17 protein-coding genes are annotated in these 15,670 nt (G+C 59.5%); 4 read left to right on the top strand and 13 right to left on the bottom strand.

Annotated elements, in window-relative coordinates; all coding sequences use genetic code 11:
* The first annotated feature begins 55 nt into the window (after window positions 1-55).
* Complete coding sequence (locus QOL82_RS27645; protein ID WP_283445550.1) at window positions 56-769, top strand: tyrosine-type recombinase/integrase; 714 nt, start codon at window positions 56-58, stop codon at window positions 767-769.
* Between the two features lie 9 nt (window positions 770-778).
* On the top strand, window positions 779-1,972 hold the full coding sequence (locus QOL82_RS27640; protein ID WP_283445549.1) for an IS91 family transposase: 1,194 nt from the start codon (window positions 779-781) through the stop codon (window positions 1,970-1,972).
* A 564-nt stretch (window positions 1,973-2,536) separates the two neighbouring features.
* On the opposite strand, the gene QOL82_RS27635 is transcribed toward QOL82_RS27640, so the two are convergent.
* The 3 genes from QOL82_RS27635 to QOL82_RS27625 form a co-directional block, all read right to left on the bottom strand.
* Window positions 2,537-2,896, bottom strand: coding sequence for a hypothetical protein (locus tag QOL82_RS27635; protein WP_283445548.1), 360 nt, complete (start codon window positions 2,894-2,896; stop codon window positions 2,537-2,539).
* A 144-nt stretch (window positions 2,897-3,040) separates the two neighbouring features.
* Window positions 3,041-3,724, bottom strand: a complete 684-nt coding sequence (locus QOL82_RS27630) for a DUF6884 domain-containing protein (protein ID WP_283445547.1) — start codon at window positions 3,722-3,724, stop codon at window positions 3,041-3,043.
* 9 nt (window positions 3,725-3,733) lie between these two features.
* Window positions 3,734-4,972, bottom strand: coding sequence for a hypothetical protein (locus tag QOL82_RS27625; protein WP_283445546.1), 1,239 nt, complete (start codon window positions 4,970-4,972; stop codon window positions 3,734-3,736).
* A 325-nt stretch (window positions 4,973-5,297) separates the two neighbouring features.
* On the opposite strand from QOL82_RS27625, the gene QOL82_RS27620 reads away from it, so the two are divergent.
* Window positions 5,298-5,612: a hypothetical protein gene (locus tag QOL82_RS27620; protein ID WP_228526997.1), complete on the top strand. Its 315-nt coding sequence runs from the start codon at window positions 5,298-5,300 to the stop codon at window positions 5,610-5,612.
* On the top strand, window positions 5,609-6,514 hold the full coding sequence (locus QOL82_RS27615; protein ID WP_283445545.1) for a Mom family adenine methylcarbamoylation protein: 906 nt from the start codon (window positions 5,609-5,611) through the stop codon (window positions 6,512-6,514). Before QOL82_RS27620 ends, QOL82_RS27615 begins: the two co-directional genes overlap by 4 nt.
* A gap of 660 nt (window positions 6,515-7,174) precedes the next feature.
* Here QOL82_RS27615 and QOL82_RS27610 read toward each other — a convergent pair.
* The 10 genes from QOL82_RS27610 to QOL82_RS27565 form a co-directional block, all read right to left on the bottom strand.
* Window positions 7,175-7,669, bottom strand: coding sequence for a hypothetical protein (locus QOL82_RS27610; protein WP_283445544.1), 495 nt, complete (start codon window positions 7,667-7,669; stop codon window positions 7,175-7,177).
* 199 nt (window positions 7,670-7,868) lie between these two features.
* Complete coding sequence (locus QOL82_RS27605; protein ID WP_283445543.1) at window positions 7,869-8,717, bottom strand: PRTRC system ThiF family protein; 849 nt, start codon at window positions 8,715-8,717, stop codon at window positions 7,869-7,871.
* Window positions 8,717-9,319, bottom strand: a complete 603-nt coding sequence (locus tag QOL82_RS27600; RefSeq protein ID WP_283445542.1) for a PRTRC system protein A — start codon at window positions 9,317-9,319, stop codon at window positions 8,717-8,719. Before QOL82_RS27600 ends, QOL82_RS27605 begins: the two co-directional genes overlap by 1 nt.
* Window positions 9,320-9,331: 12 nt before the next feature.
* Window positions 9,332-10,045 carry a PRTRC system protein B gene (locus tag QOL82_RS27595; protein ID WP_283445541.1) on the bottom strand — a complete coding sequence of 238 codons (714 nt, stop codon included), beginning with the start codon at window positions 10,043-10,045 and terminating at the stop codon, window positions 9,332-9,334.
* Between the two features lie 280 nt (window positions 10,046-10,325).
* Window positions 10,326-10,949, bottom strand: a complete 624-nt coding sequence (locus QOL82_RS27590) for a hypothetical protein (RefSeq protein ID WP_283445540.1) — start codon at window positions 10,947-10,949, stop codon at window positions 10,326-10,328.
* Complete coding sequence (locus QOL82_RS27585) at window positions 10,921-11,559, bottom strand: hypothetical protein (RefSeq protein ID WP_283445539.1); 639 nt, start codon at window positions 11,557-11,559, stop codon at window positions 10,921-10,923. Before QOL82_RS27585 ends, QOL82_RS27590 begins: the two co-directional genes overlap by 29 nt.
* A 274-nt stretch (window positions 11,560-11,833) precedes the next feature.
* Window positions 11,834-12,925 (bottom strand): PRTRC system protein F, encoded by a 1,092-nt coding sequence (locus tag QOL82_RS27580; RefSeq protein WP_283445538.1) that lies wholly within the window; start codon window positions 12,923-12,925, stop codon window positions 11,834-11,836.
* Between the two features lie 112 nt (window positions 12,926-13,037).
* On the bottom strand, window positions 13,038-13,247 hold the full coding sequence (locus QOL82_RS27575; protein WP_283445537.1) for a PRTRC system protein C: 210 nt from the start codon (window positions 13,245-13,247) through the stop codon (window positions 13,038-13,040).
* Window positions 13,248-13,265: 18 nt separating this feature from the next.
* Window positions 13,266-13,718: a PRTRC system protein E gene (locus QOL82_RS27570; RefSeq protein ID WP_283445536.1), complete on the bottom strand. Its 453-nt coding sequence runs from the start codon at window positions 13,716-13,718 to the stop codon at window positions 13,266-13,268.
* A 78-nt stretch (window positions 13,719-13,796) separates the two neighbouring features.
* Window positions 13,797-15,470, bottom strand: coding sequence for a PRTRC system ParB family protein (locus QOL82_RS27565; RefSeq protein ID WP_283445535.1), 1,674 nt, complete (start codon window positions 15,468-15,470; stop codon window positions 13,797-13,799).
* Window positions 15,471-15,670: the final 200 nt, after the last annotated feature.

Raw genomic sequence — 15,670 nt, 5'->3', positions numbered from 1 at the left:
ATTGGTTCTGTCATGAGGTGTCCACTTAAGATAGGTGGACACGATCATCCCTAATATGCCGCGCCTGTCACAAGGTGAGTTCGCTAGGCGCTTACCGCCGGTCTCGCTCAATGCGGCGATCACGGGGCTGAAGTTCTTCTTCGCCATCACGGCCGACCAGGCCGGGCTGATGGCCAGGATGCAGCCGGTGCGTGTCCCGCGCACGTTGCCGGTGGTGCTCAGCCGCGAGGAAGTGAGCCGTCTGATCGTTGCCGCCGGCAACCTCAAACACCAGACCGCGCTCTCGGTGGCCTATGGTGCGGGACCGCGCGCCAGCGAAGTCATTTCACTCAAGGTCAGCGACATCGACAGTCAGCGCATGACCCTGCGCATCGAACAGGGCAAGGGCCACAAGGATCGCTATGCGATGCTGCCGCCGGTGCTGCTCGAGCGCCTGCGCATGTGGTGGCGCGTGGCCCGCGCACAGGGCAAGATGCTCGATGGCGGCTGGCTGTTTCCCGGCATGAACCCGATCGAGCCGCTCACTACCCGTCAACTCAACCGGGCGATCCATGCCGCTGCAGAGGCCGCCCGGATCGACAAGCGGGTCTCGATGCACACGCTACGCCATAGTTTTGCGACGCACTTGCTGGAGCAGAAGGTGGATATCCGCGTGATCCAGATCCTGCTTGGGTACAAGAAACTTGAGACCACAGCGCTGTATGCCCAGGTCGCCACCGACATTCTGCGCGAAGTCGTCAGTCCCCTGGAGGCCGTGCGTCCCGCGTAGGGCCCGGCCATGGGAGCGCCTGGCCTGGAGGTCGCGGATATCTTCCGCGTTCACGGGCCGGCCTGGCGCCAGGATCAGCACGCTCACCTGAGCCTGGGTCAGCGCAAGGTCATGTCCGCCATCGAACAGTGCCGCACCGCGGCGCTGGGTGGCCATGTGCTGCGCTGTAACGCCTGCGAGCAAGTCGAGATTGCCTACAACTCCTGCCGCAACCGGCACTGCCCGAAGTGCCAGGCCACTGCCGCACGGCGCTGGCTCGAAGCCCGTCAGGCCGAGCTGCTGCCGGTGGCGTATTACCACGTGGTGTTCACCTTGCCGGCTCCGATCCGCGCGATGGCCTATACCAACAAGGCGGTGCTGTACGGCCTGCTGTTCGATATTGCTGCCGAAACCCTGCGCACCATTGCCGCCGATCCGCGGCACCTGGGTGCACAGATCGGTGCCACCCTGGTGCTGCACACCTGGGGCTCGGCGCTGACGCACCATCCCCACGTCCACGGCATCGTCCCCGGCGGCGGGCTGTCGTCGGACCGGGAACGTTGGGTTGCCTGCAGGCTGGGCTTCTTCCTGCCGGTGCGCGTACTCTCGCGGCTGTTTCGCAGGCGCTTTCTCGAGGAGCTCGGCCGGGCCCATGACAGCGGCCAGCTGCAGTTCTTCGGTGAACACGCCGCGCTGGCCGATGCGGCGGCCTTCGCCGACTGGCTTGCGCCACTGCGCCAGTGCGAGTGGGTGGTCTATGCCAAACGCCCCTTCGCCGGGCCAGAGGCAGTGCTGGCCTATCTGTCGCGCTATACCCATCGGGTGGCCATTTCCAACCAGCGCCTCGTCGCCATGAACGAGCAGGGCGTCACGTTCCGCTGGAAGGATTACCGCGCCAAGGGGAAGACGCGTTACAAGACCATGACGCTGGAGGCGCACGAGTTCATGCGCCGGTTCCTGCTCCACGTCCTGCCTGGCGGCTTTCACCGCATCCGTCACTACGGGCTGTTTGCCAATGCCGGGCGCCGGGCGAACCTTGCGCGGGCGCGCGCGTTGCTGGGGTGTGAAGCGCCCGAGGCCAAACAAGCGCCGCAGGCGGCTCCGGCCGAATCGGTCCAGCCAACATTCGTCTGCCCGAGCTGCGGTGGAGCGATGCGCATCATCGAGACCTTCCTGCGCCACCAGCCGATCCGTGCACAACCCCGGTCGCGAGGTCCGCCATGACCCAAGGCATCGGTCCCGGCCCAACCCGCTCGTCGCTGCATCATCGGCTACCGTTGATAGGGCAAGGCTTTGCCTTACGCCGCGAAAGCACCGTTTCCAGTCGCGCCCAGCGCCAGTTAATGCAGCGGCGTCATCCACTAACCGGGCACGGATGTGAGTGCGCTGCGCAATGTGCCTGCCGGATCGTCGCGCTCAACCCGACTCCGCGCATTCAAACCCCATAACGACCGCCGCTGCCCCGACCGTGCAGGAGCATTCCGCGGTTTCCTCCCCCGAGGGTTGTACGACGCCTGCCCGCTCGGCTTCGCTGTGCCTCGCCCGTCCTGGGGTAAGGGCAGGCATCGTACAACCCTAAACAAACTCGGTCTTTCGCTCGGGGTCGAGCTAACCACACATATTGCATTACGTTAATAAGAAAAGCCCACGATCCGAAGACCGTGGGCGATGGACTACGTTTATGGGAATGTGGCGTCGTGTGTGCGGTTACTGGATATAGCCGGCCGCCCGGGAATATTCCTCGTTGCCTGGGCCGAGATAGACCAGATCAACGTCTTCTGCCAGACACTAGCCGCCGGCGAAAGCAAACCGCTCTCCCGCCTGAATAGCTTTGACGGCATCGGCCCATTTCCTGAACACGACGAATCCCCATTTCTCGCCCTGCTTCATGGCGAATCGCGGGAACTGAACTCCACGGTTGAACTGGATAACCGCATGCAACATGTCGATTTCGGTAGTGCGTTGCGACCAGTCGCCCAGCACCAGGTCAGTGGCTTCTTCCACCGGAATGACCAGTTGGGCATACCCAGCGTAGTCCACGAAATGAACCATGTCCATGATCCAGCCTTGGCGATGAGTGCCGTAGAACGTGCCGCTGGCCTGTACGCCGTTTGCTTCGATTTGTGCGACGGTATATTGCGTATTCATAGATCCCTTGTTGTGTGATGGAGTTGAGAGGTTTCCGGGTAGGCCGGATTAGCTTTTGCTGAATAAAATGCGTAACACTGCCGCGCAAGCACATCCGCCAATAAGAAACCCCCGATCTGTGAAAGATCGAGGGCGAAACTGCGGTTAAAAAAGTGACTCGGCGACTGCCGGCGCCAGCGTTTGCATGAACGCCTGCCGGATTGCTTCGGCGGGCCCGAGGTGGACGTTTTCCAATATCCGGGCCGCGACACGGCCTTTCAGATTGGTCATTGCCGCACCAAACTGCCCGGTATGGCTTTGCCTGAGCAGCACCAGCTGGAACGCCGGCGAAAACCGTTTGACGGACCCCTTGCCGCATAGCGCCCATGTAGGCGAGTGCAGCGACGTGACGCAAGTAAGTTCACACGCCTGCAGGTAGCGATCGCCCAGAAGAATCAGGGTCATATCCGATGGAGCATCCAGAACTTCCCGGACGCCTTCCTGGATACCCAGCATGGTTGCCCATGACTGGCTTTCCTTCTTCTTCATCGTGTTGAACGTCATTTCATAGGGAGCGATCAACTGCCCCTCTTCCACGACACCATACCCGGCGCTCAGGATCGATACTCTGACCTTTGCGCCCTGCTCCCTGGCTGCTTGCACCCCCTTCATCAGGCGGACGTGTTGCTCACCCGAGTACAGCAAGCCGGCAGGCCTCATGGAGTTGACCAGTTCGGCTTCCCGGCAGCGGACATGGCTTGCGCCTTTCTGGAAGTCCTCCTGCGTAAGCTGGTTTGGGACCGAGACTGTCTTGAGACCGGTGCAGGAAGTGATGATGGAAATCTTCATCGTTCCTCCCTACGCGGCCAGCGCCAGCTCGTCAGCCTCGACGGCCCTGTCGTCAAACACGGTGGCAACTGCAACTGCCCTCATGCGCGCCGACAACGCCTTCAATGCGGCTTCGCCAAACACCTGATTCAAGCCGCAGGTCCAGAGCAAGCCCCATTCCGGATCGACCTCCTCGATGAGTTCCTTTAGCCCCTCGTCGCCGGTCCGGTGCTGCCTGACCCATTCCTTCAGCCGTTTGCCATCGGTGACCCCGTAGAAGCCAGCGATCGCCTTGACGTAGCGTTCCGACATCCAGCCTTGCCCGCACACCACTTCGGAAATCATCTCGGTCTGGTCGAATGACCCATCCCAAACCTGATCGGAATGCGCTTCAATCAGCCTGGCATGCTCATGACTGATCGAAGGGGTGTTACTCCTGAGCTGGTTTGCGTCACAAGTGACCTGGGCGCCGGGACAGTTTTCCAGGAAAGCGTACGCGACTTTAAACAAAGGCAGCCCCATCGAAGCGCGGCCCAGGATATGAAATCGCTTGAAGCCGCGGATCGTTGCGACGTCAGACAAAGTCATCGCCGCTGCTGCGCTTGGAATGCCGAGTGTGATCTCCCGGGTACCAAGGATGCCTGCAACCTTGTCAGCCGTTACGCCGGCTGGCGTCAGCCCCTTCTGCAACGGGATAATGATACTGACATTGGCATCGACATAACCAAGGATCTTGCTGCGATGTTCCTGCAGCAGCGCCAGCGACCATTCGGGATGCGCTAGCACGTCCGGCATGACCAGATGCAGGTTATGGCGACAGGCGGTCGGTAGCCCTCCGACCAGTTCGTCATAGACGGCAAACACCTTCTGGAAGTCGGCAAGCGGTGTCTCTGCTTTCCCTTCCGTCCACTTGGCGAACCGTCCGTAGGCCCCGCTGTCGACGAAGACTTTTCCTCCGCGTGACAAGTAGCTTTTCAGCAGATGCATGACGCGTGGCCGGACGAGGTCGGCAACGACGCCCACATCCTTTCCTGCCATGGTTAATCCCAAGGCATCAAAGTATGCGCTCCCGCCCGAATGAAACGTCGCACTGAACCGCTCCGGACTGATGGTGTCCTTCAGTGCAAACAAGCCGCCCGTAATGACCGGGATGGTTTTCTGCAAGCGCAGCGGCGCTGCTTTCAGCCTGACTCTTTTACTTTCTTCCGACGATGCACCGAACATATCCGTTTGCACGTTCATGGCCGCTACTAACTGCATTCCCTTCATGTGGTTCTCCCTGGTCTGGTATGCCCTTGCGAGGGGCGTTCATTGAGCTGATTGCCAAAGCCTGTTTTCCGGTTTCCCGGAGTCGGCCTGGTGCTAGTGATGAGTCACACAGGAATGGAAATGCAGGATGCTGTCAGGGGGCGACAATTTCTTTGCACAAGGAGACTCTGGTCCAGCCGCACCTGGAGCGCCGGGAGGCACGGTGCGAACGAGAGAAATGCCTAATAACAGTTGTCGCATAATACAAAGGGTATTTATATTGGCTGTGTTTGTATTGTCGATATACTGAACGCCTCCTTAACTGCATTCAACGGCGTTACTCTCAATGGGCTACCTTAATCCTCTGCTGGACCTTCCTTCTGCAAAAGCACTGCTCGATCGCCCTTTGGATGAGCGGCTGGCTCTTGCAGCGATCTTCCGAGACCTTCGCACGCAAGCGAACGTCGAAGCGGAAAGGTCTTGGGCCAAACGCAAGGGTCCGATGGCGGCTTACTGGCGTTCGGTGTCTACTTATGCGCGGCACACGGCGCACGCTCTTAGCCAATCGAATCCCGCTGCCATTCCTGTGCAAACCACCCGGCCTGCTGAATCGGCGGACAGCCATTGCACATCCGATGCGGCTGCGGAGATCTTCCAATGAATGCCGGTTTCCCCTACGGCCCTGCACAGGCATGCCAGCGCTGGACAAAACGCCGCGTGAGTTTCAGGCCAGCCGGGGAGCTGTTCAATCCGGACAGGCATGAGGTCGTCCTGTTGAATGACACCGACGCGAAGGCGTTCTGTGCCGAGCACCACTACGCTGGAACGCTGCCGCCCGCCAGATTGCGTGTCGGCCTCATGCGCAAGATGGCATTTAGCCCGGATGCCCTTGTCGGCCTCGCCGTGTTTAGCGTCCCCATGCAAAATGCAGTGCTGGAAAAGTACCTCAAGGCGGACATGGAAACCGGTGCGGAGCTGGGCCGCTTCGTGTGCACGGAGGCGGTCGAAGGCAATGGCGAATCATGGCTTATCCGCGCGGCCTGCCACCTGCTGCAAAGGGAAACCAAAATCCGGTCAATCGTGAGCTACTGTGATCCGGTGCCACGCGTGGATGAATTCGGCAACATCACAAAATTTGGGCACCTCGGCACGATTTATCAGGCCGTCTCGGCGAAGCTGCTTGGCCGGTCCTCCCCCCGCACGCTGGTTCTTTCGCGCAGTGGGCAAGTGATCAGTGAACGGGCACTGTCGAAGATTCGCTCAGGGGAAAGCGGCGCTGCCTATGCGTATCGGCAGTTGCTGGCCGCCGGCGCTCCGGAACGGGAATGGGGCGAAGAGCCGGGTGACTATGTGCGGCGCGCGCTTAGTTCGGACGCGTTCACGAGAATCCGGCATCCGGGCAATTATGTCTATGGCATGGGATGCGGGAACAAGCTGGAACGCCGTCTTGTCAGCACCCGCATGGGACCGGGCCTGCCCTATCCCAAGGCTCAGCCGGCATCCGTCGCATCAGGGAATGAGCGCACAAGTGCAAACATGGGCTTGAACGTGTTTGCTGCCTAACTCACTGTTCAGGTTACCAGGCCAGGTGCACGATCACTTGCCCCGCAAGGACAGAAACACCCCCACCGCGAAAAAACCGCCAATGAGCAGCAGTATGTAGTCAAGCGGACTCATAATTTCTCCTGATGGATGCATCAGACCCAGTTTAGTCCAAAGATATTTGACTCGCAGAAAAGGAAAAGCCTACCTGTGCGAACAGGTAGGCTTTGGTATTGCGGTTACTGTCTGTCTCAATCAGGAACTGAGGTTATTCTTCTCTGAGTGCGAAATAAGTCCCAATCGAGAAGAACACGGCTATGCCAATCAGCATATAGTCAAGTGGACTCATGGTTTCTCCTTTCGGTTGTGGTCGGCGCCCGTTACTTCAGGCACCTTGGACGTAACTATTGAACACAGTATAACCAAAAAAAGCCCTACTGCGGCTACCTTCAGGGCATCTTGCCATTGCTCAGGCTTGGTCGCACCGATTAAAGCGGCATTTCCCATTAGCAGTGCTCCTGCAGTCCTACCAGCAGCAAGGAAGTGGTCCCCGCTGAATTTGAACTTTCGTTTTGCACGTATTGCCATCGATTCCTCTAAAGTTGATGTTGCATTTGAAGCAATGAAGCCGGTTTCTCGGCGTGTCATTGCATGAAGGAAATGCGGTACACCAGACGATAATCAGGACGCCTGCCGGAGAACGGCAGGGTGCTGGTTGGCCGTTGTGACAGGCGGGATACCGTGCGGCATGTTGTCTTTCACGATCTGGACGATCTGGTTTCGATACCGGACAGGAAGGACAGCCAGGGCAAGCGCCGCGGCCGAGACAGGATGGCGCTCAGCCCGGTCGACCACGAAGCACCATGCCTCGAAGTCGTTTTGAAACACGGCGGCCTCATCGCACCGCTGCAGGTCCGGCCGGCCATCCACATCAAAGATGTCCCAACCCTCCCGTACCGCATCCTCGCCAAACACATTGCGCCAGGCGCGGCGGGCTTCCTCCCCTGCCGCCTGATCCGCCTGCTCCGCAGTGGCATAACCGCCCTCGCTTACTATCCCGGCCGCATTGCGCCAGTAGAAAAACGCATTGCCGGAACCGGGCAGGCTCGACAGGACCGTCCATCCCTTGACGCTGCATGGATGTTCGGTTGCTTCTATGGTCGTTACTGTTGTCACTACTCTCTCCTGTGTTGAATCAAAATGCCTTTGAAAGGTGGTTAAGGTGCGAGAAGGAATGAGCAACACCGAATGCGACGGCCGCGGCGCCGGCGTTGGCTCTTACCGGTCAAAGTGAGAGCAAAGAAAAAGCCCTCAGTCGAAAAATCGAACTGAGGGCTTGGGGGTTAAGTTGGACCGAAGGAGCTGGCGAGGGCAGTTACGCCGCAACTGGCTGTTCCTGTGGCTTCTTTCTGGCGCGGGAGGCCCTTGGCTTCTTTGCTGGCGCTGGTTCTGCGGGAATGACATAACCGAACCGCTTCCAGACCTCTTCGCTGACCTGCAGGGGGGACGTTCTCCCCGACTTCAGGTTCACGAATATGCCGTGGTACGCGATTTGTCCATGCCGGAAAAGCTCCGTCAGGATATTGCAGGCAAACATCGCCACCGAGGTGTTGATGAACAGCGACTGCTTTTCGAGTGCGTCAGCCAGAGAGCAGCTGGGCACGTCGTCTGTGGCGTCCTGGGTAGGATCGATCAGTTCCGGGTACAGGTCCGCAGCATGGGGCAGCCGCGGCACTTTGCGTTCCTTGGCAAGCAATGGGCAGACCTCGCCCAGCACCACCTGTCCGTCTCCGAGACGATTGCCGCAATCGAGCCAGTAATGCACCCGGTTGCGCTGCGCCGCCTGCAAAATTGCCAGACGTGCCTTGCGGTTGTCGACGCAGCCTATGACGATCTGCGCTTTCAGCACGCTGTTGCTCTCTATCCGCTCTACCCGACTCGACCAGTTCAACTGGAAAGCCAGGTTGATGCGGTTGATGATCGTTGCCGCCTTTGCCGAACCGATATCGCCCGGATAGAACGACTGCCGGCCGACGTTGGCTTCGCTGACGGTATCGTCATCCCAGAGCGTGACATGCAAGCCGCCAGGATGGCCGAGCGCGATCAACGCCAGATGCAGCCGCACCAGGTTGTTCATCAACTGCGATCCGGTGCCGCCGGCGCCGATGACGGCAACCTGCACCTGCCTGTTGAGAAGCTGGGGATGGATTTGATGGATTGCCATTATTGTCCCTCCCACTTGTTGCCCATGTCGATGTACAGGCCATTGGCGCACAGGCGGAACCTGCACTCGATGTCGCCATCGAGCTTGCCAAACACGCCTGCGACCTTGAACTCGCCGCGGTCATCACGATTGTCTTCGGAAGTGAAGAATGCCGGGAGGCGACCATGGGAATGCAGGTCGACCACCAGGTGCTCGTTGTCACCCAGCGCGGGCCGGTTAAACGCCACCGATGCGCTGGACACGGACGTTGGGACCATCTTGACCAGCTTGCACTGATCGGTTTCGTCGTTCCAGATGATCCAGGCAGCACATTCGAGCGGACAGACGTCACGAGCGAAAGAGATGAACTCTTCAACCAGCCGGCCCGGCACTTTCTGCACCTGCACCACGGGTTCGACCGCACCGTAAGGCATGGCAACCTGCGCCTGCTTCGCCAGATTCCAGCGAAGATAAAGCCAGGCCCTGCGTGCTTCCAGCCAGAGGCCGTCAGACGCTGCAAGGAAGCGGTGGCCATACTGCGCCATTGGGACAAACGGTTCATGGCGAGGCACCATGACAGTCGGTGTGGCTGACTGCAAAACAGCATCGATACGGTTAAGCATGGTTAGCATTCCTTATTGGAGTTTATGGATTAGTTTTTGGACGGTGACATTCGTGCTCACCAGGACTTCATTGGGAAAAGTGGTGAACTTCCCGTCGAGCATGTCGCGCCAGAAGGCAAAGCAGCCGTGTTCCCAGAGGACCAACTGGTTCAGTCCATGGATGTTGGGATGGGTAAAAGCACTTTCGAAAAAGGCCTTCGTCCATGCATCCGGGTTGGTGACGGCTTCCTTGGTTGGCGTGCGCGTGGAGCCGGTACAGATGGCGCCACCGCACCAGACGTTGAAGTACGGCGAAACGTACAGGGCCGTGTCCGCGGTTGGGCGCTTGTTTCCTGCGAGAGCAAAGACATACCAGCTTGCGCCCTTCACCACGAACAGCAGCGCGGGATGCGGCACGATGGCTGCGCGCCTGCCCAGTTCCTTGCTTTTGAAAGCAATGCGCCGGGACTTGGCTTCTTCCCACCACACCATGCAGTCGTCGGTTAGCGCGATGACGTTCGGGTGCAGCAGTTCAAGCGGCTTGCGCACGGCTTCTTTGACGCATTCCAGCATGTCGAGCAGGCCGGCCTTGGTCGCGCCGCGCCCTTCGCCAATGACAGGACCGGCAGCGGTCTGGACCACGGCATTAATCGTGACCAGGTCGACGCTGTCCGGGTTGGCCCCGTACATCAGGATGGCATGTTGCAGTGAATAGGACGGGGTGGACTGATACAGGTTGACGTTCATAGGAACCTTTCAGGAAGAGGTATTGAGGAGTTCCGCAGGGAGCGCGGATTGGCTTAGTGCTGGAGAAATGTCGAACGCCGAGAAATAAGCAGGAATGCGGGAAATGCCCTGGGATTGCGCAGCGCAAAAATGTTCATCCTGACAATTTGTTACAACCCGGATAGAACCTTGGGTGGAAGGAGGGACTCAATTGAAGGTGCTTCTGATAAGTACGCAGCTTCAAGAAACACCAACGAACTACAAGGAGAAAATCCATGCGACGCAAAACCGAACGATTCTCTTACCTGATCGCGGCCTTTATCACCGCAGCCTCTGCAACGGCATTTGCCCAGTCCAGCACGACGCTGGGCACGGGTGGCAGTACGGCCGGCAACGGCAGCGCCAGCTCCACGCTGGGCACCGGGGCAAGCACCGCGGGCGGTGGCAATTCCGGCAGTTCCAGCACGCTGGGCACGGGCGCAAGCTCGGCCGGCAACGGCTCGACCGGATCGGCCATTGGCACGGGCGGCAGTACTGCCGGTAGCAACCGCTCCTCGGGCAGCTCCAGCACGCTGGGCACCGGCGCAAGCTCCGCAGGTAACGGCTCGACCGGATCGGCCATCGGCACGGGCGGCAGTACTGCCGGTAGCGACCGTTCCTCGGGTAGCTCCAGCACTCTGGGCACCGGCGCAAGCTCGGCTGGTAACGGTTCGACCGGATCGGCCATTGGCACTGGCGGCAGCAGCGCAGGCAGGGGGTCGACTGGATCGACCGTTGGCACGGGAGGCAGCACCGCAGGGGCCGGTTCCTCGGGGTCCACGGTCGGAACCGGAGGAAGCTCGGCCGGATATTCCCGCGATAGTGGCATGAACCCGCGCACCTCTGGATCGTCCGCATCAGGCACCACTGCATCCGGCAGCGCCATGATGGATGACGATCACGGCGGCAGAAAGGGCCACAAGGAGCACAAGGAGCACAACGGGAAAAACTGCCCGCCGGGCCTGGAAAAACAGGGCCGCTGCTAACGGCTTGTCGCGTGTTCCGATAGCCTCATCGCCGATGGGGCATTCATGACATGAATCTGCGCCGCACAACGGAAGTTTTCCGTGTGCGGCACAAGGAGAATGAATGATGAAGACCAGACTGGGCATGAGCCTGCTCGCCGGCGCCATGGCGCTTGCGGCTTCAACGACCCTGTACGCGCAGGGAGCCACCTCGGGCAGTACCAGCACGACTGACAGCAGCGGCTTTGCGGCAGGCCGACATGCTGATGGCGGTACCGGCGTTCGCAAGGCACAGAGCAGCAGCACGACCAGCACGAGCGGCGTAAGCACTGGCGGCACAAGCAGCGCCGCCGGCAGTTCCAGCACATCCGGCAGCGGCGGCAGCGCAACCGCTGGCAGCGGCGTCAGCGCCTCGACGCTAGGCACGGGCGGCTCGTCGGCCGGAACGCAGAACAGCACGGGCGGCACGGCCACCAGCGCAACCGGCACCGGCAGCAGCGCGACTGCGACGAGCCCAAGCGGCAGGAGCACTTCGAGTTCCTCGGGCAGCAGCGCGGACCCTGCGCCAGGCGCTTCCGGGTATGCGCACGATAAAGCGCATTCCTCGACGCACGGCAAAGACGCTGCGCCTGGCCAGCGAATGAAGTAGGCATAGACAGGCTAAGGGCGGTTCTTCGTCTTCGAGACCGCTCATGGCTCTCCTCTCCACCATGCGAAATGAAAAAGCCCTCAGTTCGGAAACTGAGGGCCTGGTTGGAGTTGAAGAAGAATGCCGGGGCAGGCGTCGCAGGTAGCGCGGCGCCGGCTAGCATCCATGGCGGTAATTGCCGTTACTGAGTTGCAGAAGTAGCGTCTCGATCGTTTTGACCAGCCTGAAGCCGTCCAGGATCCCTTTCCACCATTCCCCAAACGCCTCGGTATCGTCCTGGTAGACGAGCTCAAGATGCGAGGACTGCGTGTAGTTGTCGCTGCAGTTGTTGGCCATGTTAAAGAAGTCATCCAGAATCATTCCCATCTGATCCTCGGAACTGAAGCGGATGACTGCCAGGGTGTAGACCGGTTCGTGTTCGCTGTAGCTAAACTCGCCCAGCTTGTGCGCCCCGTCCTTGTAGGCTTCGGCAAGCGCCATCGTTGATCGCAACACCTCCTTTGCCCAGTCCGGCGTCGACACTTTGTTGATAATGTCTTCCACTTGCAGCGGCGTGAGCTTCAGTTGCGGGCAACCTGCCCACTTCGGCACCCCTTCCAGCAGCGTTTCCTTGGTCGGCAGGCCTTCGAAGTTCGGGTCTTCCTCTTCGTCGTCCCCGTTTTCGCCCTGCTCTCCTCGTTCGTCAAAGTAGTACATGAACGGAATGTTTTCGAACACATGGTTGAACGTGAACAGGAGCATGCTCCCGTACCCGGCCCATTGCAGCGCGGCGCACACCGTTTCTCCCAGCCCCGGACACAATGCTTCCAGTGCGAGGATGCGTTCGCCGATGAAGACGGTTGGAATGGCGCCGGTATCGACCGTGAAGTGGAATCGGCTGCCGGCCGGTTTCGCTTCATGATCCTCCCGCATTTCCGCATATTCCTGGATCTCACCGTCGTTGATATCGACCGACAGCTCGAACAGGGTCGGCTCGCCAAGAACTTCATCAATCCCGCGGCTAACCGCTTTCTTGATCACGCCCTCGATCGTTTCATCGGCAAGCAGATCGTCCTCCCGAATCACCCCGATACGACCCAACTGGCTGGCCAGCAGGACGATCGACGCATGGGTGGCCTGAGTGAAGCAATCGGGCACCTGGGGGGCAATCTTAGGGAGACTTAGAAGAAAGGGGGCAGGAACTGCGGTGCTGCCTGCAGGACCTGTCCCTTGTTGGACGCCAAAACTGTTTTCGTAGCCTTTGAACATAGTGTCATTTCCTTCTGGTCAAATGAAAAAAGGGGGGAAGAATTTCCCCCCTTCGCGTTGTTGGCATCGTCAAGCTTCTGACGAACCCAAGCATCGATGGGGGTCATGTTGCTTACCCTTTTGCGCCGGCCGTCTTGACGAACTTGTAGAGGAGCTTGTTGCCCTTGTCTTCAGGTCCTTCCACGGTGGCGTTGGTCAGTTCGGGAAACGTGGCACTGTAGATGTCACGCACTTCGTCGACGCTGAGGTTGTTTCCCGGGCATGGCAGCTCGGTACCGTTGTAGGCAAAAACACGGGCCAGACTTTGAACTTGCAGAGCCATTTCGATTTCCTTGGTTGATTAGGCAAAAATGTTGATTGCGGATTGGCCAACATCGGCCGTTGCTGCGGGAGCGCCGTCGTTGCTAGTGCTGCCCGTTGCGCTTTCGCCCTGGTCATCATCGTCGTCGCTGGAAGGCGCCGGCGAGGATGCGGTGCTGGGCTTGCCGGCTTTCTTGATGGCGGCGGTTGCCTTGGATGCGGATTCCTTGCGGCCCGCTTCCAGGACTGCCTTGGTGGCTTCCACTTGTTCCACGACCGAAAGACGCGCGGTTGAGAACTGCGTGAGCGCCTCCACGAAGCCGGCATCGAGTTCCTCGGCAGTGCCGGTGAGCTTCAACGGCTGCGCCAGGGCTGCAGAATCGCCAGCGGTAGGCTTGGGCATCACGACCACGGTCAGGTTGTTGCCTTGTCCGGTAATGCTCATGGACAGGGACGGGCTTTGGGACAGCAGCTGCTGGAGTGCGACAAACATGGGATTTCCTTTGAAGTGGATAGCGCCCGAACGGGCATTAGGAGAAAAGTGGAGAACGGCGAATGCCGTTCCCGGTTGTTACTTGGCGTATTGCATCGAGCGGGGAACGAGTCCCTTGTACTCGAAGCCGTCCACCTTCAGCAGTGCCTTGATGATGTCGTCTTTCTTCTGGCCGAGGATCTTGGAGAACTGCTTTCCAAGCTTGGCTTTGAGTCCGATTTCTTCACACAGCACTTCGATCTCGCTCTTGGTGAGCAGGTCCAGAAACTCGGCGTTCAATTGCCAGTGAGCCTTCAGGTCCAGTTCCAGGAACTGCATGATTTCAATCAGGCGACGTTCTTCGATGGCGTCCATGGCGGAGGTGGTAATCCCCATGGTCATCATCTTGCGATAGTCCTCGGTGAGTTTCCCCGCCGCGTCGATCGCCTTGGTGAGCCCGGTCCCGGTAAACGTTGCGTTGGTGCCGGACAGCTTGCCCAGTCCTTCGGCGAGCTTGCCGCTGTTGACGTGCCGGAATTCACCGGTCGCCGCCATCGACAACATCACCAGCAGGTTTTTCTCGGGATTCTGCATCAGCTCCTTCTTGGTGAAGGTGCGCCATTGCTTGACCCGATATTCCTTGACGCGCGTAGAGTCCTGCACCGTGACCGGTGCCGTCGTCTTCGTCGTGGTCGTGGTTGCCGCCTTCGCCGTAGTGCCCGAGGGCTTGGCGCCGGTTGCCGGTTGCGTTTCCTTTGCAGGAGCCGCCGCCTTTTCCGCGCTGATGCGCTTGGCCACCATCTTGCTGTTGCAGGCCGTATCGAAGCACTGGTTCTTGTACATCTTCCCCATGGCGTCCGGTATGGCGCTCACTGCAGCACCGTAGTTCTTGCAGGCGCGGCAGGCATTGGCCTGTTCTTCGCCCACGCCGGTCGCACCTTCTGCCACCAGCTTGATGATCGTGTACTGATCACCTGGTCGAACGATCCTGACTTCGGGGAATTCGTCGGCAAGCGACTCCTTCCTTTTGATCAGTTCGGCTTCCGTCTTTTCGGTGTAACAAACACCGTTGGTGCAGGAGCCTGTTCCGACCGCTTCGCCGAAAAGCGCCTGCTGGTTGTCCGAGTTGTGCTGGCAGCCAGCGCAGTCGGTCTTGTCGAAAATCGCCGCCGCCATGCTCTTGGAGATGCTTTGCAGCTGCTGCTTGACTGCGCCGACCGTCAGGTTGTGCTCGAGGATGGCCGATAGCGCCTTGTCCTGAACCGCCTTCTCGGCCGCCGCGAGCAACTCGGCGTGGCCCAGCTGGATCTTGCGCTCGTTAAGTGCGGTGCGAACCGCTTCCGAACAGTTGGTCAGCGCCAGGCGCTTGACCAGCGTCGCACGCGACCAGCCCAGACGCTTTGCTGCCTCGTCATGGTCACCGGCACAGCTTCCCAACACGCGGGCGGCTGCGACAGCTTCTTCGGTAGGCGACATCTGCGCGCGCTGCACGTTTTCGATCAGAGAGACTTCGTCGGCCTCGGCGTCAGTCATATCCTTGACCAGCACCGGGATTTCATAGTCGTCGCCCTTCACTTTCTTTGCAGCGCGATAGCGGCGTTCGCCAGCCACCAGTTGATAAGCATCCCCGAAAGGACGAATCAAAATGGGCTGGATCACACCTTGCGATGCCACCGAAGCTTCGAGTTCCGCCATTTCTGCCGGGTCGAAGTAGGTGCGGGGATTACGGCCCATGGAAATGCGGCCGAGGGACATCAGGGATGGGTGAGTCATTTCAATTCTCCAATCAGTAGTCATTAATGAACAAATACGGTTACCGGCTGATGCCGGTTTCTACCTTGCTCATGGGGATGCACTACACGCGGTGATAACCGGGCAGGAAAAGGACTAACTGACTGGTGCTTCGGGAACGTTCAGGGTGTTCAACGCGCAGCGGCGGATGGCGACGCGATGCACTTGCTGAAAGCGCATCT

This window comes from Noviherbaspirillum suwonense (genome assembly GCF_900182955.1).
GTDB lineage: Bacteria > Pseudomonadota > Gammaproteobacteria > Burkholderiales > Burkholderiaceae_D > Noviherbaspirillum_A > Noviherbaspirillum_A suwonense.
This window is presented reverse-complemented; position numbering and strand designations above follow the sequence as displayed.